This is a genomic window from Allomuricauda sp. M10, assembly GCF_020782875.1.
In the GTDB taxonomy this organism is placed as follows: domain Bacteria; phylum Bacteroidota; class Bacteroidia; order Flavobacteriales; family Flavobacteriaceae; genus Flagellimonas.
The window spans coordinates 170055-189802 of sequence record NZ_JAJGBN010000007.1 but is presented as its reverse complement, the minus strand read 5'-3'; the positions used below and the strand labels follow the sequence as shown (position 1 = coordinate 189802).

General features: G+C 42.7%; 19 protein-coding genes. 2 read left to right on the top strand and 17 right to left on the bottom strand.

What is annotated here, in order from left to right:
- Positions 1 to 111: 111 nt before the first annotated feature.
- The 9 genes from LKX84_RS16370 to LKX84_RS16330 all read right to left on the bottom strand — a co-directional run bounded on the left by LKX84_RS16370 (position 112) and on the right by LKX84_RS16330 (position 11450).
- On the bottom strand, positions 112 to 1878 hold the full coding sequence (locus LKX84_RS16370; RefSeq protein WP_228238539.1) for a hypothetical protein: 1767 nt from the start codon (positions 1876 to 1878) through the stop codon (positions 112 to 114).
- On the bottom strand, positions 1856 to 4072 hold the full coding sequence (locus LKX84_RS16365; RefSeq protein ID WP_228238537.1) for a tryptophan-rich sensory protein: 2217 nt from the start codon (positions 4070 to 4072) through the stop codon (positions 1856 to 1858). The genes LKX84_RS16370 and LKX84_RS16365 overlap by 23 nt, the downstream gene beginning before the upstream one ends.
- Positions 4069 to 5343: a BatA domain-containing protein gene (locus tag LKX84_RS16360; protein ID WP_228238535.1), complete on the bottom strand. Its 1275-nt coding sequence runs from the start codon at positions 5341 to 5343 to the stop codon at positions 4069 to 4071. The genes LKX84_RS16365 and LKX84_RS16360 overlap by 4 nt, the downstream gene beginning before the upstream one ends.
- On the bottom strand, positions 5343 to 6242 hold the full coding sequence (locus tag LKX84_RS16355; RefSeq protein WP_228238533.1) for a DUF58 domain-containing protein: 900 nt from the start codon (positions 6240 to 6242) through the stop codon (positions 5343 to 5345). Before LKX84_RS16355 ends, LKX84_RS16360 begins: the two co-directional genes overlap by 1 nt.
- Positions 6243 to 6267: 25 nt before the next feature.
- Positions 6268 to 6699: a DUF5713 family protein gene (locus LKX84_RS16350; protein ID WP_228238531.1), complete on the bottom strand. Its 432-nt coding sequence runs from the start codon at positions 6697 to 6699 to the stop codon at positions 6268 to 6270.
- Between the two features lie 39 nt (positions 6700 to 6738).
- Positions 6739 to 7746, bottom strand: coding sequence for an AAA family ATPase (locus LKX84_RS16345; RefSeq protein ID WP_228238529.1), 1008 nt, complete (start codon positions 7744 to 7746; stop codon positions 6739 to 6741).
- Between the two features lie 10 nt (positions 7747 to 7756).
- The gene (locus LKX84_RS16340; protein WP_119639902.1) at positions 7757 to 8377 is read right to left on the bottom strand and encodes a DUF4159 domain-containing protein; all 621 of its coding nucleotides are present in this window, start codon (positions 8375 to 8377) and stop codon (positions 7757 to 7759) included.
- Between the two features lie 90 nt (positions 8378 to 8467).
- Positions 8468 to 9784 carry a TldD/PmbA family protein gene (locus tag LKX84_RS16335; RefSeq protein WP_228238527.1) on the bottom strand — a complete coding sequence of 439 codons (1317 nt, stop codon included), beginning with the start codon at positions 9782 to 9784 and terminating at the stop codon, positions 8468 to 8470.
- Positions 9785 to 9809: 25 nt separating this feature from the next.
- Positions 9810 to 11450: a TldD/PmbA family protein gene (locus LKX84_RS16330; RefSeq protein ID WP_228238525.1), complete on the bottom strand. Its 1641-nt coding sequence runs from the start codon at positions 11448 to 11450 to the stop codon at positions 9810 to 9812.
- Between the two features lie 326 nt (positions 11451 to 11776).
- Here LKX84_RS16330 and LKX84_RS16325 point away from each other — a divergent pair, with 326 nt between their 5' ends.
- A complete protein-coding gene (locus LKX84_RS16325) occupies positions 11777 to 12466 on the top strand; it encodes an aspartate/glutamate racemase family protein (protein ID WP_228238523.1) in 690 nt (229 codons plus the stop codon).
- Here LKX84_RS16325 and LKX84_RS16320 read toward each other — a convergent pair.
- Positions 12444 to 13490 carry a zinc-dependent alcohol dehydrogenase family protein gene (locus LKX84_RS16320; protein WP_228238520.1) on the bottom strand — a complete coding sequence of 349 codons (1047 nt, stop codon included), beginning with the start codon at positions 13488 to 13490 and terminating at the stop codon, positions 12444 to 12446. The genes LKX84_RS16325 and LKX84_RS16320 overlap by 23 nt on opposite strands.
- Positions 13491 to 13649: 159 nt before the next feature.
- On the opposite strand from LKX84_RS16320, the gene cls reads away from it, so the two are divergent.
- Positions 13650 to 15056, top strand: coding sequence for a cardiolipin synthase (cls, locus tag LKX84_RS16315; RefSeq protein WP_228238519.1), 1407 nt, complete (start codon positions 13650 to 13652; stop codon positions 15054 to 15056).
- Here the strand turns inward: cls and LKX84_RS16310 are convergent.
- From LKX84_RS16310 to LKX84_RS16280, 7 genes are all read right to left on the bottom strand, one after another.
- Entirely contained in the window at positions 15051 to 16058 is a 1008-nt protein-coding gene (locus LKX84_RS16310) for a 2-hydroxyacid dehydrogenase (RefSeq protein WP_228238518.1), read from the bottom strand. The genes cls and LKX84_RS16310 overlap by 6 nt on opposite strands.
- Before the next feature lie 22 nt (positions 16059 to 16080).
- Positions 16081 to 16524: a hypothetical protein gene (locus LKX84_RS16305; RefSeq protein ID WP_228238516.1), complete on the bottom strand. Its 444-nt coding sequence runs from the start codon at positions 16522 to 16524 to the stop codon at positions 16081 to 16083.
- 54 nt (positions 16525 to 16578) lie between these two features.
- Positions 16579 to 17019, bottom strand: coding sequence for an Hsp20/alpha crystallin family protein (locus LKX84_RS16300; RefSeq protein ID WP_228238514.1), 441 nt, complete (start codon positions 17017 to 17019; stop codon positions 16579 to 16581).
- A gap of 67 nt (positions 17020 to 17086) precedes the next feature.
- Positions 17087 to 17491: a hypothetical protein gene (locus tag LKX84_RS16295; protein WP_228238512.1), complete on the bottom strand. Its 405-nt coding sequence runs from the start codon at positions 17489 to 17491 to the stop codon at positions 17087 to 17089.
- 84 nt (positions 17492 to 17575) lie between these two features.
- On the bottom strand, positions 17576 to 18007 hold the full coding sequence (locus LKX84_RS16290; protein WP_228238510.1) for a hypothetical protein: 432 nt from the start codon (positions 18005 to 18007) through the stop codon (positions 17576 to 17578).
- A gap of 12 nt (positions 18008 to 18019) precedes the next feature.
- Positions 18020 to 18871 (bottom strand): universal stress protein, encoded by an 852-nt coding sequence (locus LKX84_RS16285; RefSeq protein ID WP_228238509.1) that lies wholly within the window; start codon positions 18869 to 18871, stop codon positions 18020 to 18022.
- Positions 18872 to 18929: 58 nt separating this feature from the next.
- Positions 18930 to 19745, bottom strand: a complete 816-nt coding sequence (locus LKX84_RS16280) for a universal stress protein (RefSeq protein ID WP_228238508.1) — start codon at positions 19743 to 19745, stop codon at positions 18930 to 18932.
- Between the last annotated feature and the right edge of the window lie 3 nt (positions 19746 to 19748).

Below are 19748 nucleotides of genomic sequence, written 5' to 3'. Positions count from 1 at the left end.
AAAAGAATTATGATAAACTTTTGCTAACCTTCTGTTTATTCTTTTTTAGCAGAAGCACATACTTAGGCAATTAATTGGAAGAAAAAAGGTCGGAGTTTTATATTGATAATGCTATTGACCGAATAATTTAGGCTCCAACCACAGCCACCCCATGCATAGAACAAAGACAACATAAAACCAAATTGGAGGAATGACCTGAAAAATCTTGCTCATGGCCGAGTCGCGTCCCAGCGTATTTTGGTTCCTTCCAAATTCTCTGATGTTGGACATCATTCTTTTTTTCTGGGATACTGCATTTCGTTCTTCGGCCTTAAAGACATAATACGAAAATGGAGCCATGGAATCTTTTTGGATTTGCAATTGGTTCCAACCAGTATTCCTTGGATATGTAGTGCCTTGCCAATTGGAAGAAACCTGTAAATCCTGTCGTAGCGGAATCAAGGCTTCCTCATTGTACACTTGTGGTGTTTCCAAACGTGTCCTTAGATTAAATTGAAAAGGTTCATCTATATGTGGGACTTCAGTCAAGGACTCCCATTCGGCAACCTTTTCACGCTCCCTAACAATTTCGTCAAGAATGGTGGTCCAAATTCGGGTGTACACTTGATTCTTTCCATCCAAAAGCAATTGATAGCTATTTTTTAAATTAGTGGTGGCTATCTTTCCCTTTCCCTTCATCACATAAGCGGCCACAGGAACGGAATCCATCAAAATGGTCCGTGAAGGAAACACTTCGGCAAAACCATATGGGTATTTTTCCATGGAACCCAAGGATTCTCCCAGTACCAATTTCTCTGAATAATCAGCCTCAAAACTCAAGAAAGCTTGTTTTGAACTTATGAAAAAGGAAGCGTTGGGTTGCACAAAAAGACCAAGTCCATCCTCTGTTATACTTTTATCCAATGCCGATTTTGAAGTATTGTTCAAATTGAAATAGGAATCCGCATCAATGATGAGGAGGTCGTAATCCTCCAATCCTTGCTGGGAAAATTGATAAATAGGATTGGATGCCCCATTGAAATACTCGAATTTGTATTTATTTCTTGTAAGCTGTGAACGTACCGAAACCTCATGCCCTTTTTCAGCCAAAAAGTTTTTAAGATACTTGGTTTCAAACGTGGGAAAATCATTGATGATCAATATTTTCAATGGAAGCGTTTCCTCTATGACAACAGGAATAGGTTCTTCGGAAACCATTTCACCGTTTTCATCCTTTTCTACCAAAGAATACACAAACCTTCCACTGGCCTTGGGACTTGTTGTAATTGACACTCTTGAATTGGGTCCTTCATCAAAAAGAACCGAATCCAAAGGATTACCAGTATGATCTAGTAACACGGCCCAATGGTCTTTTTCCGGTTGATGGTAATTCGCCCTTACTTTTAGTGTTTCCCCTAAAAAAATATGCTTGTCGTGTTGAATATCGGACCAGCCCTGCTTATCATCCGCTCCCAAAAAAGTAACTGCCTTGCCCTGAATTTGCCAAAAATCAAAATCCAGTAATCCGTGTCCCAAAAGGAATAGAGAATCGACCTTGGCTGTAATATTCAAGGCTTGTCCGGGAACATATTGTTGCACAGGAATGCGTTTGTATTTGGATTTTAAACTGTCCAATTGGGTTTGCCGATACCCATCCGTCAAAACAATGCCCATCCCTTCAGCTTGGTCTTTTGGCAAAGCAGGTTTCAAAATGACCATTCCTAAACAAAACAGCCCAATCAGGGAAACAACCCCTTTTATCCAAAACCGCTTTTCTTTGCGTTGCGACCATTCTTTCCAAATAAAAATGGCCCACAAAATAACCAAGCCCAATACCACGGGCCACAAGAATTTTGAGTTAAAAAAGGAGAGTCCATCAATCATTCTTACCCAATTCATTTATGAACAACCTGTTGATCTCATCTTCATATGCTTCCACTTTTCCTGGATTATTTTCAACCTGGGGCAACACCAAAAGCAAGTTTTTTTGAACGGTAGCATAATGTTCCTTTGTTCGGTTGACAGACTTGTCCAAATCCCTCAGCCCTTGCAACACCTTTAAATATTTAAGGGGTTCAACCACCGCTTTTTTGGCCAATTCGTTGCCTGCATCCTGAAAAAGTACCCGATCCATTTCGGTAAAGTTGAATCCCTGAATCAGTTGTTCCAATCTTGATACCGTTTTACGGGAAGAAGCAAAGGACATCTGATACTCAAACTCTTGCTTTTTATCAAAATTGGTGATGGGCTCAATATTCCCTGTCAGCCGTTTTTCCTCTTTGATGGGCGGTGGGTCGAACCCTATACGATGCACATAAATTCGGGCGCTGTTCTTGATTTCCTGTATAATTTTTAAAGCCTGATACTGATACGGTAACGATTTTTCAGGTTGATACAACCGGAGGTAGAGTTCCGCGTCCCACATAATGCTCAAGGCATCCCGAAGTTTGGCTTTCAGTGATTTTTCGAACAGGGTGGATTCCTCTGGATCTTCATGATTATGCAAGTAATCGTGCAAAGGGTCTTCCTCCTCATCTTCTTCACCATGTTCCTCATGTTCTTCGACCAAATTGTGCTCGTTATCGCTATCATGTTTGTGGCTGTAACCATCCAATACATCTTTTTCCTCTCCCTCCTCACCTTCTGGTTCGTTTTCAACGGAACTTACTTGTCCAGGGGCAGCCTGTAATTCCGTTTCGTCGCCCATAAACTGTCCGTACTTTAACCGAAGGGATTTTTGGTCAAAACCCAGTTCGTTACTCTTAAACTTGAAATCCTTTTCAGAAAGGTTGGGTTGGTCCTTGATCAATTTTTCGGTATCGATAATCAACTGTCGCTGGCTTCTAAAATAATCCGGCATTTGATCCACACCCAAAGTACTTTCCACGGCAAAATCATCGGTAACGGTATCGCGAATGACTGCAAAATAGGTCTCGCTTCGCGAAATGTTGGGAGTTGGAATTTTGTTGTCCTTGGCCTCCACATAAAAATAAAGCTCATCGCCTGGATCCATTTTCAATTTATCCAGATCCAAAAGTCTTTTTAGTTGAAGCTGTTTTTTTCCTTTGGAAAGTGTCCCATCAAACCTTACCGTTTCCTCCCTAAATTTTACCGATTCCCCGGAACCTTTGCTCACGGTAGCCACAATATAGGCATCGTTGATTCCAAAATCGTCGGAAACTTTAGTATTCACAGGCAATTGCTTGACCTCGTCAAATTCAAAATAACTGTATTGGTCCAGTCCATCGATTTCAACCAAGGGAGCTTCATCTATGATCGCTTCCATGGAATACAGGTCGGTCACAAATTTGTTTCCGTTTTTATCCTCAAAGGAAAAACTATAAAACCCGGAAGCTTCCAATGTTTGGGAGAGGATAAAACCTCCATTCTTTTGACCTAGGGTAAATATTTCTCCCATCCTGTCCATCCGAACGTTGGCAACTTCCCCATCAAATTCCAATCGCCAGGTTATCGCAGAACCTGTTACGGCTCTAATGTTGGGGTTTTCTGTGCTGATATTGGGTATACCAGTATAATCAGGTTGATCGATGGTAATCTTGGTCGAACTCAGTTTTGGAATCTCTGCGTTGGTTTCCACGGAATCCAACGGGGTAAATTGAATGCTTTGTGGGGTTGAAGGTGTTAGATCTTTTGGTTGAAAATCTTTCAACATAAATTGAACGGCCATCCCTATCATAATCAACCCGAACATCACCATGGCCGCCATGGGTAACTGATGAGGAGGCTTCAATTTGGCAATGACGGCATCCAATTGTGTTGACACTCGATAGCGTTGTAATTTGGACAAATTAGATAGTTCGGATGGTGGCATCAGCAACAGAGCACTGCTATAACCAGCTTCCGGTACATGGGCATCCACATAAGCGACTGTTTGCTCCGAAGACAATTTCCAAGGCTTGAATATTAAAACAGCTACAGCCATGCCCAAAGCAAAACCTAAAATCCCCAAGAAGAAATTTTGGCTTGCCAGATAAGCAAGACCGGCAACGCCAACCGCATACAATACACATTCCGTGTACTGCACCAGTTGCCATCGCCTTTTAAAGTCGTTCAATCGCTTATCCCCCATCATTGTCTTTTTACATAAGCGGTTACACGTTCCACGATCATTAAAAGTACCAGTATCCAAAACACCCATTGGGATACATCCAACAAGGTTGCCCTTTCCTTTTTCTTGGGTTTTCCGACATAGTTGGGTCTTAATTCGGCAACGTCCATTTGTCTTTTATCAGCTAAGCTAACCAAGGGTTTTATGGCTGCATCCAAATCCAAAAGGCGTAGCAATTGTTCCGTAAAATGCTGTTCGGTGGTATTTTCCGTATTCAATTTTGAAGTGAGCCAATACACATTCGATTGGTCGCTTTCCTTTATCAATTTATTAGACAATATATCTTCATTGAATATCAACCATTTACCCTGTTTGGGCTCCCATTTTTCTTTGCGAAGCCAAATATTCAGGCTGGCTTCATCTGAATTATCGGCATCAACGATTTTGACTTGGATTTTTCGATCCAAAAACTTGGAAAGCGCACGAAAGGAAGCTTCCAGATATTGACGCTCCGTCTCGAATTCTGCATCGGCTATGATGTTGACATATACCGTATTCAAATCCATTATAGGTAAGGTTTGCGTGTTCCCTTCTTCCTTCAATCTCAAACTATCACCTTCTATGGAAAATCCATCAGATAGTCTTTGTTTTTTGAAATATGTGGTTTGTCCGTTGCCTTGCAAGGAAATCAATTCCACCTCCTTTTCTCTTTGATAGGCCAAGAATGGTTTTTCAAAAAGGGTGTCCGATTCCATCACCACCCAATGGATTTTTTTGTGCGTTTTGGGCCTCATGGATTTTACACCTTCCACATAAGCCTTGGTGAAAACCACGATACTGTCCGAAGCCAAAGAATCCATCCGTTGCACCAACTGCCAGTACGGTGGAACCATAGATTCCGGTGGCAATTTCATATCCAGTTCCCATTCCGGAAATCCTTGTTTTAAAAGCAATACCCGTGAGGTTTCCCCTAAACTATCCAACAATCCCATCAATGAGGAATGATGGGCCAAAGAAGGCTCCACCAAATAGGTTATCTGTTTTTTATTGGGTTTGATGCGCCATTGTGGACCGGCCATTAACAGTACGACCAATGCCAAAATCAACATCCGAAGCAACAATAACAACCATTCATTGAGTTGTATGCTGCTAGATTGTCTGGAATTGGATTCGTCCAACAATTGAACACTCCCAATTTTAATGGTCTTGGCCTCCTTTTTACTCCACAAATGAATGACCAGGGGAACCAAAAATCCCAGCAATGCCCACAAATATGTTGGATGGGTGAAAACCATTAATTGAGTCGTATACGTTCCTTTAAAAATAATTGCAGGGCATCACCCAAATGGGCATCCATGCGAAAAACATGATGGCTAATGCCTTGGGAAAGCAATCTTTCCTTAGTTCGGGCAATTTTATCTTCCAATGCCTTCAAATAAGCTGCTTTGGCCTTGTTGACATCCACCTTGACCTTGGTTCCGGTTTCCAAATCTTCAAAGGTGACGGACTTTTTAAAATCAAAATCCATTTCGTTGCCTGCCATGATCTGGATGACCACTACCTCGTTGTTAGCCGTTTTCAGGCTCTTGACAAAATCCGAAAGCTCCGTGGTCTCCTCGTACATATCCGTCAAGAAGAAAACCAATTCCTTGGTGCCCCTGTTGTGAATTCGTTTTGCCGCCACGGAAAGTTCTGGCCATTTTCCTTTGGAAGAAATTTGAAGGAGTTCCAACAACATTCGGTTGTAATGTTTTTGATCCGCTTTGGGATAGATGCTCACAAAATCATCCTCATTCAAGGCAAAAAGACCAACGGCATCCCCTTGCTTTTGGGCCAAGTGCGACAAACAGGCCACCAAAATCCTGGCAAACTCTAGCTTAGAGACCCCATTTTCAGTATGTTCCATGGAAGCACTGGCATCCACAATGAATTTTACCACAACCTGACTTTCCACTTCCGACTGCTTGATGTAATACCTTCCCGAGCGTGCCAACATTTTCCAGTCGAGCAAACGAAGGTCGTCACCGGGTTCATAACCGCGGTATTGACTAAACTCCATACCAGGACCCACGCTCTTGCTCCGGTGCAGCCCGGACAAATAGCCTTCCACCACAATACGGGATATTAGGGAAAGTCCCGACACCGTATTGATGATCTCTGGTTTTAATAGATCGTGGTAGTCCCTCGTGGCCATTATTTGTTGTTTATTTGAACTTCAATCACCAATCTCTTGTGGCTATTAATTCTTCTATGTCAGCATCAAAACCATAAGCCATTGATATAAAATGAAAATCCGAGGCTAAACACTCTCTGGCTACTGTTTCAATTTCACTATTCTTTGCAAAAAATTCGTCTTGTAAATCATTTAATTTATTTGTCGAAGCGTGCGATAATTTGTAAAGTTCCTCCAAGCTTTTAGGTTTCTCATTTTCAATATTATAGCTTAACTCCAAAAGGATATTCTTGCATTTATCCACTAAGTTTTTTGGGAAATAGGTATCACTGTACATACATGCCAAAAATGAATGATCCCTGATTTTGGAATTCTCAAGTTCACTCTGTTTAATCATCATCGAGGTTGAATCTTGTGATTTACCAATATTACATGCTGCAAAAAATACAATCAAGATTAGATAAAATATTTTCTTCATTTTGGTCAATCGTTACTTAAACTTTCAATTTGGAAAACTTTATTTCCCATCCTTTAATTTGATGGCATCCAAAATGTGCTGGGTCACTGCATCCGAAGTGATATTTTCAGCCTCCGCTCTAAAACTCACCAACACTCGATGGCGCAACACAGGCAATGCCACCGTTTTAAGGTCATCCAAGGAGACCGCCAAACGTCCTTCCAAAAGGGCATTGGCCTTAGCTGTTAAAATCATGGCCTGCCCAGCACGGGGACCTGCCCCCCAATCCACCCATTGTTTTACGTAATCCACAGCAGTGGTATCGGGCCTTGTGGCACGGATCACATCACTCACATATTGGATGAGTCCATCACTGATAGAAACCTCCCGCACCAATTGCTGCAACCGCACAATATCATTACCAGTGATGACTTTGTTTAATTGCGCCTTTTTGGTTCCTGTGGTTGCCTTTAAAATAGCCGTTTCATCTTTGTCCGTTGGATACCCAATTTTGATGTACAACAAGAAACGATCCTGTTGCGCTTCAGGCAATACAAAAGTTCCTGATTGTTCAATCGGGTTTTGGGTCGCCAAAATGAAAAAGGGTCTATCCAAAGGATAGGTCTTGTCCCCATAGGTCACTTCAAATTCCTGCATGGCTTCCAAGAGGGCCGCCTGTGTCTTAGGCGGTGTCCTGTTGATCTCATCCGCCAAAATGATATTGGAAAAAATAGGCCCTTTGTTGAACTTGAAGAATTTTTTACCCGTGGTATGGTCCTCTTCCAATATTTCGGTTCCGATAATATCGGAAGGCATCAAATCGGGTGTAAACTGTATCCTTTTGAATTTTAAATCGATGGCATTGGCGAGGGTCCGGATCATCAAGGTCTTGGCAAGTCCGGGTACGCCTTCCAAAAGGGCATGACCGCCTGCCAAAAAGGTAATGAGCAATTGGGACACGGTTTCTTCCTGCCCAATGATCACCTTGCCTATTTCTTTTTTGAGCGCCTTGAGCTTATCGGAGAGCCCCTCCACCTCGCTCGCAATTTGTTGTAGTTCTTTGTCCAAGTTAGTATCGTTAAGAGGTTAGGGCATAAAGGACAATATTCACCGCAAAACGGGTATTGTCAATTTTATACCATCGTTTGTTCCTAAAATCATAATCCCATTCGCAACCATAATCCTTGTTGCTGTAGAGCACGCCAATGCGCCCATTGATGATGATGGCCTTGAGGTAATCGTGCACCAAGTCATCCCCCCAACCATTCAGTTCTTGGGAAGTGGTGGGTGGACCGTCCTCGAATTCAAAAAAAATGGAATAGATCTCGTGATCGTTCGGGATTTTTTGCAACTGGCCCGGACCAAAGATCTCTTCCATCTGTCGTTCAAAGGATTTGGCAAAAAGCCCATCAATATCGTGGTTGCAATCATCAGCAAAAACAAATCCACCGTTGCGGACGTATTTTTCAAAGTTTTCCCTTTCCTTTTTGGTGAACTGGACCAACTTATGTCCCGAGATATAGCAAAAGGGACTTTTGAAAATATCGTCGCTCGCCAAAGTGATGATCTTTTCTTGGGTATCCACTTTCAGGGTCGTGTACTCGACCAACGAATTCAACAAATTGGAGGGCATGCGCTGATCCACGTCCCAATCGCCAGATTCGTATTGTAAACGGGTGAAAAAGAATTCGTTGTCCAATGCCATAAAGGTTGTAGGCTACACCATTATCAAAATAAAAACTGGCGGTTTCGGATTACCTCAACCACCAGTTTGTTTTTGTTCGAATTTTTATACTGCGTCCGAGAGACTGGTGAACGTAAAGTCACGAATCTTCATATAAGGAATCAGGTTGCCGTCTACACGGACTTGTTTCCCCAAAGACTCAAGGTTGTTGAGCATGATGATCGGACTTTCGTTGAACCTGAAGTTTTTAATAGGATGTTTGATCCTACCGTTCTCAATATAGAACGTTCCGTCACGGGTCAATCCGGTGTAGAGCAAAGTTTGGGGATCCACACTACGGATGTACCAAAAACGGGTCACCAAGATGCCTTTTTTGGTTCCTTTGATCATATCCTCCAAACTCTCATCACCACCTTCCATAATGGCATTTCCTGGGAAGGGAACGGGATCAACACCTTTTTGTCCAGCCCAAAAACGATCGTAAGCGAGGTTTTTCACCACCCCATTTTCAATCCATTTGGTTTTCTTCAAAGGCATACCCTCTCCGTTCCAAGTAGAAGTAGGAACATCCGGATGCAAAGGATCGGACCAAATGTTCACACGCTCGTCCACAATTTTTTGACCCAACTTGTTGCCCCCTTCCTTGGCGGACATGAAGCTTCGGCCCTCATCTGCAGATCGCGCATTGAACGAACGGAACATGTTTCGCAACAAATCAGATGCTGCGGCGGGCTCCAAGATCACCGTATACTTTCCAGGTTCGATGGCTTTTGCTTCGCGAGACATCACTGCCTTGTCGATAGCCACTTTGGATGCTTCTGCCGAATCAAATTTGGTAATGTCGTTGTAATCCCTGGTCACCCAACCAGAACCGGTGCCATCATTGGTACGCATGGTCACGGTAAAATCCATGTTGGTTGATTTGTTGTAGGCGAACAATCCGTTGGAATTGATCATGGCCGAAAAACGGGCACCGTCATTCAAAAATCCTGCTGCAGTTACATCTTTTGCCGCTGCAGGTACGATACTCTTACTGGCCACCTCTGCCCTATATTCTGGCGTGGTGTTGGCTGTTGCTTCTACAAAGGTGATGGATTTATCATACACCTGAGGACCCAAGGGAGCCATAAACTCTGGGTTTTCTGGTGATAGATTCGCCAATTCCTCTGCCCTTTTCACCACTTTTTCCAAAGAGGCGTCATCAAATTCATCAATAGTGGCAGTTCCTACTTTTTTCCCGAAACTGGCTTGTACCACCAAGCTTTGACTGGATTGATACCCAGCTGTGGATACCGTATTTCGGGCATATCTAATGTTACCACTATTTGAGCCACTAAGGTTTATTTCACAGGCATCGGCCTTGGAAAAGCTTAATGCCTTTTCCAATATTTTTTTTGCTTCTTCTTCTGTATATATAGCCATTGTCTTACTATTTTAATGGAAAACCTTAAATGGTCCTACCTGTATTGATCACATTAATTCCGTTGAATCTGGCAGTGGAGCTTCCGTGGGAAACCGCACTTACTTGGGAAGGTTGTCCCTTACCATCAAAGAAGGAACCGAACAACCTGTAATCATCCTTATCACAAACCTTCACACAAGAATTCCAGAATTCCTGGGTGTTGGATTGGTAGGCCACATCTTCCAACATACCTACAACCTCACCATTTTTGATCTCGTAGAACATGGTTCCACCAAATTGGAAGTTATAGCGTTGCTGATCGATGGAATACGATCCACGTCCGAGAATGTAAATTCCTTTTTCTACATCCTTGATCATATCTTGCAAGGAGTATTTTTCCTTACCAGGTTCCAGGGAAACATTGGGCATACGTTGGAACTGTACATCTTCCCAACTTTGCGCATAACAACATCCGTGAGATTCGTTTTGGCCGATCATATGAACTTGATCCCTGATGGCTTCGTAGTTCACCAAAACACCATTACGGATCAAATCCCATTTTTTGGTCTTCACGCCTTCATCATCATACCCAACAGCACCCAAAGAACCTACTTGGGTTTTATCGGCCACAATGTTCACGGCATCACTTCCGTACTTGAAGTTTTTAGATTCCCATTTGTCCATGGTGGCAAAACTGGTTCCAGCATAATTGGCTTCGTAACCCAATACCCTATCCAACTCCAAGGGATGACCCACAGATTCGTGGATGGTTAGTCCCAAGTGGTTTGGTTCCAATACAAGATCATATTTACCTGCTTCCACAGATTTGGCGGTCAATTTATCCTTGGCCTGCTTGGCAGCCATGGTAGCGTCTTCCACAATATCATAACTGTTGCGATAGAGTTTGATGCCCATTGGTCCTTCCAATTTTTCGGAAGCCAATCCATCCATATACTCATAACCCATTCCCATTGGGGCACTCATGGCCTCACGGGTCCTAAATTTCCCGGCAGCACGATCAATGGCTGTCACAGAAAATGTCGGCCAAATACGATGTACATCTTGGTCAATGTATGAACCATCGGTAGAGGCAAAATACTTTTGCTCATTTACCATGAAAAGGGCAGAGTTCACAAAGTTGGCACCATTTTCAATGGCTGCCGCGTTGGCACTCAACAAAAGGTCTACCTTATCTGAGATAGGCACTTCCTTAAAATCTTTCTGAATGGGTGTCTTCCAAGAAACCTCTCCGTAAGCTTCAACAGGGGCCAATACTACAGGCTCCTTTTGAATTTTGGAGTTGGCCTTGGCAATGGCCACAGCTTGCTCGGTAGCTTTTTTGATACCATCCTCGGTTACCGCATTGGTAGAAGCGAATCCCCAAGTACCGTTGGCAATCACACGGATTCCAATCCCGAAGGATTCAGTGTTCACCACATTTTGGACTTTGTCCTCACGGGTAAAAACGTACTGGTTCAAGTACCTTCCGATTCTTGCATCGGCATAGGTTGCCCCCAAGGATTTTGCTGTGTTCAAGGCCACGTCGGCCATTTTCTTTTTGAGTGCGACATCCATACCGGGAGCGAGCAGGGCCTCTGCGGGAATATTGTTCCCCAAAAGCAATGAAGGCATCATCAGTGCCCCCGTTCCCAAACCGGCATACTGTACAAAACTTCTTCTTTTCATATGTTTCGGTTATCTGATTTACTGTTTTTGATCGATGAAGTAGAAGGATTTTGGAATTCTTTCCACTCCCTTTGTTCAAGGATTTCTAAAAATAGGGAGAGCCGCCCGTGTTTTATGTTAATTTTAACCTAAAATCCCCCAACGACAGGCTTAAAACCGCAAACGACCTCCAAGTCTAATCGACCGATGTTATAACCCATCAATTAAACCACCCCCTTATTTCAAGTAAAACATCTGACTTTACCTATGAGATGTGTCATTTCCTAAGCTTGGTTTTTCCGTAACTTGAAATGTAATTATCGGCTCCTATAAATTTACAAAATCATATGAAAACCTTGGGAATGATCGGTGGTACCTCTTGGCACTCCACCATTGAATATTACAGATTGATCAACCAATTGGCATCCAAAATTATTGGAGAGCAGGCAAATCCACCGTTGATCATCCACAGCATCAATATTGAATTGATGCGGGAACAGAACAGGGAGAAGATCAATGCGAAATATCTGGAAACGTCACTGAAGCTTCAACAAGCCGGTGCCGAGGCAATCGTGATCTGTGCTAACACACCCCATATGGTCTATGATCATGTGCAGCCTCAAATTGAGATTCCCATTTTGCATATTGCCGATGCCACTGGAACAGAAGCACAACGTTTGGGATTGAAGAAATTGGGGTTACTGGGAAACAAACCTACCATGACGGGTGATTTTATTCCGAAAGTGTTGATGAAAAACTATGGAATTGAAACGATCATTCCCGAAGAAGAAGCCATTCCACAAGCACATCACTATGTTTCCAAAGAATTGACCCAAGGGGTATTTTCCAAAGAGGCCAAAACCTTTTTTCTGGAACAGATTCGTTTGCTGAGAGATAAGGGTGCCGATGGTATTATTTTGGGATGTACGGAACTTCCACTTTTAATCAACCCAAGTGATGTTGACATCCCAACATTGGCCACAACCGATCTACATGCACAAATGGCGGTGGGTTTTATTTTCCAAAATCATCAATGACCAAAACGCCTTTATTGACAAACTTGTCCATATTGGGTAATTCTATGATAGCATCTTCCAAAGAAATTGTTCTTTCCACTAACTTTTGTGGACTGAGTTTGCCTTCTTTAATCATTTCGAGCATAGCCGTATACCGAAAAGCCTGCATACCATGACTGCCTAGAATTTCCAACTCATTGGCCAAAACTTTGTCCATGGGCACTTTGGGGTGTTGATGGTCTCCCGTCATCAAACCAACCTGAATATGTTTACCCCGTTTTCGCAAATTGGCTATGGAATTGAAACACGTAGCCTGGCTGCCAAGTGCATCCAGTGAAACATGGGCACCACCATGGGTATATTCTTTCACTTCCTCTATTACATTTGGAGATTTGGAAGCATTTATGGTTTTGGTCACCCCTAATTCGGTTGCTAACTTCAAAGTTTCCTCATTGATGTCAATCGCGATGACCTGTGCACCCAAAGCATTGGCAATCATAATGGCAGATAATCCAACCCCGCCACACCCATGAACCGCCACAAATTGGCCTCCCTGTACTTTCCCTTGGTCTACCACCGCTCTGAAGGATGTAACAAACCTACAACCCAAAATAGCCGCCGTAATATCAGTGATCTCCTCGGGAAGTTTAACCAAATTGATATCCGCATGGTCCAAGTTCACATATTCTGCAAAAGAGCCCCAATGGGTAAACCCGGGTTGGGTTTGATTATCACATACCTGATGGTTCCCGGAATGGCATTCTGGGCAAGTGCCGCATCCACATACAAAAGGAACAGTTACCCTGTCCCCCACTTTAAAGTTTTTGACGTCTTTTCCAACTTCGGCAATAATGCCCGCCAATTCGTGACCTGGCACATGGGGCAAAACAATATCTGCATCGTGGCCCATCCACCCATGCCAATCGCTTCGGCAAAGACCTGTAGCGGTCACTTTTACCACTACCCCATGATTTTTAGGGGTGGGATCCAGAACATTTTGAAGGGTGAGTGGCCCTTGGAATTTTTCGTAAACAATGGCTCGCATGAAACTTAGGTTGGTTTACCAACAAAGGTAAAATGAAAACAGTGATTTAAATCATGAATTTGGAATATGACCTTCTTAACTTCCCCATAGTATGAAAACGGTCAGTTTTTGCGAGATGAAATCACTTTATCTTTAACATTGATAGAAAGTTATACTCCCATGCTTATACCCATTGCCATAGGGATTTATATTTTGATCGCCCTGATCATGGTGGTAAGCTTGCTTTTGAACGGGGTAAGACCCAGCAAGACCTTGGCATGGCTTTTGGCCATTTTTACCATTCCGGTTGGGGGTGTAATGCTCTATCTTTTGTTTGGAAGAAACAGAAGAAAGAGTAAAATGTTCTCCTTGAAAAATGCGGTAACCCATCTTTCTAACATTCCTTATGTGCATTGTGACCCACCGCTATCATCCAACAAACAAAAAATATCCCGCCTCATCCATAACACGGTCAATTGTCCGGTTACGTGTACCAATGAAATCAACCTACTCCAAGATGGTAGAATCACCTTTGAAAGTATTTTTGAGGCTCTCGAAAGTGCCGAGGAACACATCCACCTGCAATATTACATTTATGAGGATGGCTTGCTCGCGGAGAAGCTTTTGGAAATCTTCCAAAGAAAAATTAACCAAGGGGTCACTATTCGCCTTTTATACGATGGCATCGGAAGTTATTCCCTTAGCAAAAAGTATTTGAAGAAGTTAAAGGCGATTGGGGTGGAAACAGCTCAGTTTCTTCCCTTCCGGTTTGGACGGTTCCTAACCGCCCTCAATTACCGTAACCACCGTAAAATTATTGTTGTGGACAACAAAATGGGATTTACTGGTGGTATCAACATTTCGGACAAATACTTAAAAGGTAATCCGTCCTTGGGAAAATGGCACGATACCCATTTAAAAATTGAAGGAGAGGCTGTTGATTACCTCAACCGGATTTTCATTACGGATTGGTATTTGGCCAGCGGCATTCAAGTAAATATGGAATCTTTTAAAATTGCAAAGTCGAACAATGCACAGGTGGCACTCCAAATTGTTCCCAGTGGCCCGGATGATGATTTTGACGTGATGGAGCAAGTGTATTTCTCCATCATCAACAGCGCAGAAAAATACCTCTACATCGTGAACCCATACATCATTCCCAACCATGCCATATTGCAAGGGCTGATGACCGCTGCGCTCAGTGGTGTGGATGTTCGGTTGTTGATGTCCGCCACTACGGACATTAAACTGGTGGACTGGTGTGTTCGGGCTTACTATGAATCGTACCTGAAAGCAGGGATCAAAGTGTACTTGTTCTCAGATGGTTTTTTACACAGCAAGGTAATGCTCTGCGATGATGAGATTGCCAGCATCGGAACAGCCAACTTGGACAATAGAAGTCTACAACAGAATTATGAGGCACAAGCCTTTGTCTATGATGAAACTCTTTGCCAACACATGAAGCAGGAGTTTTTGGAGGACTGTGCCAAATCCAAAGTGTTGAACGATTACCACAAATACAGCCAACGCCCGTGGCTGAACAAATTGATTGAAGGATTTGCCAAACTGTTGAGTCCGCTTTTATAGGGCAAAGGTCTCGTATCCCAACTCATTTTTACAGGTCCTGCCCTCTTCCCAACAATCCAAATTATACAGGGTCGTGGCTGCGATACGTTCCAAGGCTTCTTTAGTAGCAAAGGCTTGGTGAGGGGTAATCAACACATTCGGCATGGCAATAAGTTCTTTTAGCTTTTGATCCTCAATGCCCTTTTTACTCAAATCCTTAAAAAAGATGCCCCGTTCCCCTTCATATACATCCGTAGCATAACCTCCCAAGATTCCCTTTTTTAGGGCTTCAATCAGATCTTCGGTTTTTATGATCCCACCGCGGGCCGTGTTGACCACAAACGATCCTTTTTTCATCAACTTGAAATGGAATGCATTGATGGAATGGTGGGTTTCGTAGGAAAGAGGAACATTGATGCTTACGATATCCGCCTTTTTGAACATTTCTTCCAATGGAAGATATTCCAAATCGTAATGGTTTTCCAGATATTGGTTTTGATGGATATCCGTAGCGATCACCTTGCATCCGAACGCATGGAAGATCTTCACCAATATGGAACCGATCTTACCGGTTCCATAAATACCAACTGTTTTTCCATTCAGATCGAACCCAATCAAATTGTCCAAGGAAAAATTATACCGGCTTACCTGTTCATGGGCCAAGACCAATTTCCTGTTGAGGGCCAAGAGAAGGCCAATGGTATGTTCCGCAATGGCATGGGGCGAATATTCCGGGGCATAGGCCACCTTTAATCCGATCCTCATGGCCGATTTAATGCTCACATTGTTATATCCCGTGGCCCGAAGGGTGATATACTTTACCCCAAATTCCTTGAGGATTTCGAGGACCACCAACGAAGCATCGTCATTTGAAAAAATGGAAATGGCATCGTACCCGGCGGCCATGACTGCCGTGGTAGCATCCAAGGCTTCGGGTACAAATTTGATCTTGTGCCTCTCCCCATTGGCCTTCTTGAGGTTTTCCACCTCAAAATCCTTGGCACTGTATACCAGAACTTTCATTGTTTTTCTGTTTGTATCGGCCTTAATTCAATAGCCTTTTTTGTTTTTTCCTTTTAATTACCTGCGAAACAATATCGAACATCCTATTCTTGGCATCCCGATATTTCATAAAATAACGTTCCATTTCCTTTTCCAGGTCGGCATGGGTATCCAGATAGGCATTTTCCATGCGGCTTTGGTTAACATCGTCCACCATGATCTGGAGTTGGTTTTCGTGCAACTGTACCTTTTTGAAAAGATCGATCAATTCTTTTTCGGATTTGTTCAAAACTTCCACTACAGGTTGCACGGTATTGAACATGTCAGAATCTATAATATCCAAGGTATAGTCCTTTACCATACTGTTCAGGAACTTTTGCTCGTCCTTGGCAAATTTTAATTCGGAGGACCATTTTTTGGAGGCATCATGTAATTCTTCGGCAGTCAACCATTCCCTAAAGGTCCCTTTTTGAATTTTTGTCTTCATTGCTTTTCATTTTAAGCGGCAAATGGGAAAAATCCATTTGCCGCATGTTCTTGCCTAAACCACTTCAATTACTTTTTTGGGTTTTTCCTTGGCTTCCTCCATTTTAAGAAGATGCAACTTCAGGATCCCATTTTTATAAGTGGCCTTCACTTCTTTTTTTGGATCTACGGAATGGGGCAATTGCATGGTTCGGGTAAACGAATTGTAATTGAACTCCCTTCTTGTGTAGTCTTCATCCTTTTCGGTTTCTTCTTTGCTTTTTTGTGCAGAAACTTCCAAAAGGTCATCTTTCATGGTGATGTTGAAATCCTTTTTGTCGAACCCTGGGGCCGCCAACTCAATTTCAAAATCATCATCGTGCTCCTTCACGTTCATTGATGGCATGGATTTTTCCAAGTTGAAAAAATCATCATCAATAAAAGTGTCTCGATTAAAAAAATCGATCAAGCTCTCATTCCATGGAAATCGCTTTCCGTTTAATTTAACCAGTGACATAATTAAAAATTTAGAATAATGAATCTTTGTTGTACCATATCCAGTGTACCGGCATTGGTATTGTATCTCAATCCTGCGGTTTTTTTCGCTTTAGAATCGATCCCGCATAGCTGTACACCTTGTTCTTTAGATTGAGATAATTCTCAATGTAAACCGTCATGGCATCCTTGAACGTTTGGTGTTTTTGGTAGTAGTGGGCATCGCAGTCGTCCGTGGTGCATTCGATCAATCCACCTAAATGTTTTTCATGCTCCAGAATCGCTTTTTTCAATCGGTTCTTTTCCTTTTTGGAAAGGGCGAAATCCCGTTTAAACTCTTCCAACCTCTCAAAAAGATTAGGTGTTCTTGGTTCAAAAACATAGGAGTTCAACAACCGCTGGATGAAGAGCATCTCATCATCAATGAACTGCAGGTAGGAATTCCAGATCTGGAGTTCCTTGTGCAAATCCCCTATTTTTCCCAATTTGACCATGACCCGAGGTTTTTAGTTCCAAGGCATTCATTAAGGTAAGGTTTGGTCGGTCTTTTTGAAATGATTTAAATCATTTAGGTGGTTCTAAATGCTTTTGTCCGGGTATCGATCATCCATACCAAAGGTTTGTTTTACCAAGGCGGTGAATTGGTTCTGGGTCATACTGTCCGCTTTTTCCGAAGCGATGATTTTTTGGGCCAAAGCAGGGTAGCGTTCTTCCAGTTCATCCAAAAACTTTTCCGGGGCCTCAGCTGGCCCAAAAATGGCAAGTTCATCCACATCATGCAGCTCCAAGGTTATGTTTTCAAAATACCTTTTTAACTGATGTTTTTCCCTTTCCAGGTACTTACTGTCCTGCACCACATCCTGTGGTCCCCAGTTGGCCTTGGAACGTGATCCCCCTTTGGGATTGAAAAACTCCAATTCGGATTCTACATTGAAAACACTTTCCCCACCATCCTCCAAGACCACCCCAAGGGCCTCTTTTTTATCCAACCAAATTCCAACTCTTTTCATCTTTTGCACTTTTCAGTTATCATTGAGTTCCAATATGGGCACTTCGGGATCATAGCCCATTTCCTTGACCAAGGGGTTGGATAGGATACTGCCAAAGAACAGATGCTTTCTGTTCATGAAAACGATCATATCGCAATGTTTGCTCTCCACAAAGAGATGGATTCCCTTGCTCACCTTCACCGAGGACAAAAAATGGGTTTCATAATCAGTCCCTTCCAAAATGTCCATCAACAATTTTTTGTTTTCCTCTTCCACCCTACTCAACTTACCATCCTTGTCTCTATCTATATGCAATACATTGATCTTGGCACCATGCAGTTTGGCAATCTCGATAAGGTATTCAATTTCGCGTTTTTTAAAGTGGGTCCTGTAGTCGGTCGGGAAGGCAATTTCCTTTGGAGGTTCCACGGAAAAATCGCTTGGGACGGCAATGACCGGGCATTCCTTGATGCGCTCCATCACCGATACGGTATTGGTTCCAAAAACCCTGGCCTTGGCATCCGTAACCCCTTTGGTGCCCATGATGATGATGTCAATATCTTTCTTTTCGATCACATTACGAATGGCTTCCGTAAGACTATTGAAGGTGACAATAGTGTACAGGGCATGTTTGTCATTATCAGGATGCAGATCGAGGATTTCCATTAAACGGTCCATACCGTCCTCTGCTTCTTTTTTTGCAGCCTCATATAAAGGTTCTCCAATTTCGGGCACCCTCATGCTGTCTAGATTATAGCCAGAAACATGGAATGCGTTCAAAAGGTAAAAATCACACCGAACGTCTTTGTACAACTCAAAGGCATATCTAATGGCGTTCAGTGCATTTTTAGAATAATCCGTGGGTAATAATACACGCTTGTCCATTACTTTTATGTTTTTCATTAAAGCTACACCCAACTTTAAAAACATGCCATGATTTGCGTCATCTTGACCGGTCAGGAAGAATCAAAAAGGGAACCGCCAATTTGGTATTCAGGTCTTTGATGATTCCTTTACCGATGAATTCCAAAAAGAAATGATGTTGGTAATAGACCATGCAAAGCATGTCAATGTTCCACAACTCCACAAATTCCAAAATGGTCCTCACCTTATCCTGAAACACAGGCAAGACCACTTCCTTGGAAAGGATTTTGGAAACCGCTTTTAAAAACTTCGCCTTATGTTTGGCCATGGCATCCGTCCCCTTACTTTCTTCAATACTCATGGGCATCAATGCGCTATCCATAATATTGGAAAAAAACAAAAGCGCCTTCACATTTTCCTGCGCTATAGGATTGACATAATTGGATACGAAGGCCATTCTTTCCACAGGTTTGAAATCTATTTCCAAAGGTACGATCAATACGGGGCACTGATTTACTTCGCGTACCAATTGCATGGCATTGTTACCGAACAGGATGTTGGCCCCCTCCTCTTTCGCTTTGTTACCTATGACCATCAGATCTATCTGAAGTTCCTTGGCATACCCTGAAATTCCTTTGGTCACAGTATGGCATAAGGACACTTTTTTGATCTGGTGTTTGGAATTTTTCCCCAAATCCAGCACCAATCTGTGTGCCATGGCATCTAACCCTTGTACGGATTCCACTTGTTCAGTTTCTGAAACACTTCCTCCTGAAGTGGCACAAACATTTACCAAATGAAAAGTACATTCCTTGGTTTTGAACAGCTTTGCAGCATAATAAAGGGCATTGTATGAGTTATTGGAAAAATCCGTTGGGACCAAAATTTGTAACATGGC

Coding starts and splice junctions, on each gene's coding strand:
- LKX84_RS16370 (WP_228238539.1), bottom strand. CDS start 1,878: ATGAATTGGGTAAGAATGATTGATGGACTCTCCTTTTTTAACTCAAAA.
- LKX84_RS16365 (WP_228238537.1), bottom strand. CDS start 4,072: ATGATGGGGGATAAGCGATTGAACGACTTTAAAAGGCGATGGCAACTG.
- LKX84_RS16360 (WP_228238535.1), bottom strand. CDS start 5,343: ATGGTTTTCACCCATCCAACATATTTGTGGGCATTGCTGGGATTTTTG.
- LKX84_RS16355 (WP_228238533.1), bottom strand. CDS start 6,242: ATGGCCACGAGGGACTACCACGATCTATTAAAACCAGAGATCATCAAT.
- LKX84_RS16350 (WP_228238531.1), bottom strand. CDS start 6,699: ATGAAGAAAATATTTTATCTAATCTTGATTGTATTTTTTGCAGCATGT.
- LKX84_RS16335 (WP_228238527.1), bottom strand. CDS start 9,784: ATGGCTATATATACAGAAGAAGAAGCAAAAAAAATATTGGAAAAGGCA.
- LKX84_RS16330 (WP_228238525.1), bottom strand. CDS start 11,450: ATGAAAAGAAGAAGTTTTGTACAGTATGCCGGTTTGGGAACGGGGGCA.
- LKX84_RS16325 (WP_228238523.1), top strand. CDS start 11,777: ATGAAAACCTTGGGAATGATCGGTGGTACCTCTTGGCACTCCACCATT.
- LKX84_RS16320 (WP_228238520.1), bottom strand. CDS start 13,490: ATGCGAGCCATTGTTTACGAAAAATTCCAAGGGCCACTCACCCTTCAA.
- cls (WP_228238519.1), top strand. CDS start 13,650: ATGCTTATACCCATTGCCATAGGGATTTATATTTTGATCGCCCTGATC.
- LKX84_RS16310 (WP_228238518.1), bottom strand. CDS start 16,058: ATGAAAGTTCTGGTATACAGTGCCAAGGATTTTGAGGTGGAAAACCTC.
- LKX84_RS16305 (WP_228238516.1), bottom strand. CDS start 16,524: ATGAAGACAAAAATTCAAAAAGGGACCTTTAGGGAATGGTTGACTGCC.
- LKX84_RS16300 (WP_228238514.1), bottom strand. CDS start 17,019: ATGTCACTGGTTAAATTAAACGGAAAGCGATTTCCATGGAATGAGAGC.
- LKX84_RS16295 (WP_228238512.1), bottom strand. CDS start 17,491: ATGGTCAAATTGGGAAAAATAGGGGATTTGCACAAGGAACTCCAGATC.
- LKX84_RS16290 (WP_228238510.1), bottom strand. CDS start 18,007: ATGAAAAGAGTTGGAATTTGGTTGGATAAAAAAGAGGCCCTTGGGGTG.
- LKX84_RS16285 (WP_228238509.1), bottom strand. CDS start 18,871: ATGGACAAGCGTGTATTATTACCCACGGATTATTCTAAAAATGCACTG.
- LKX84_RS16280 (WP_228238508.1), bottom strand. CDS start 19,745: ATGTTACAAATTTTGGTCCCAACGGATTTTTCCAATAACTCATACAAT.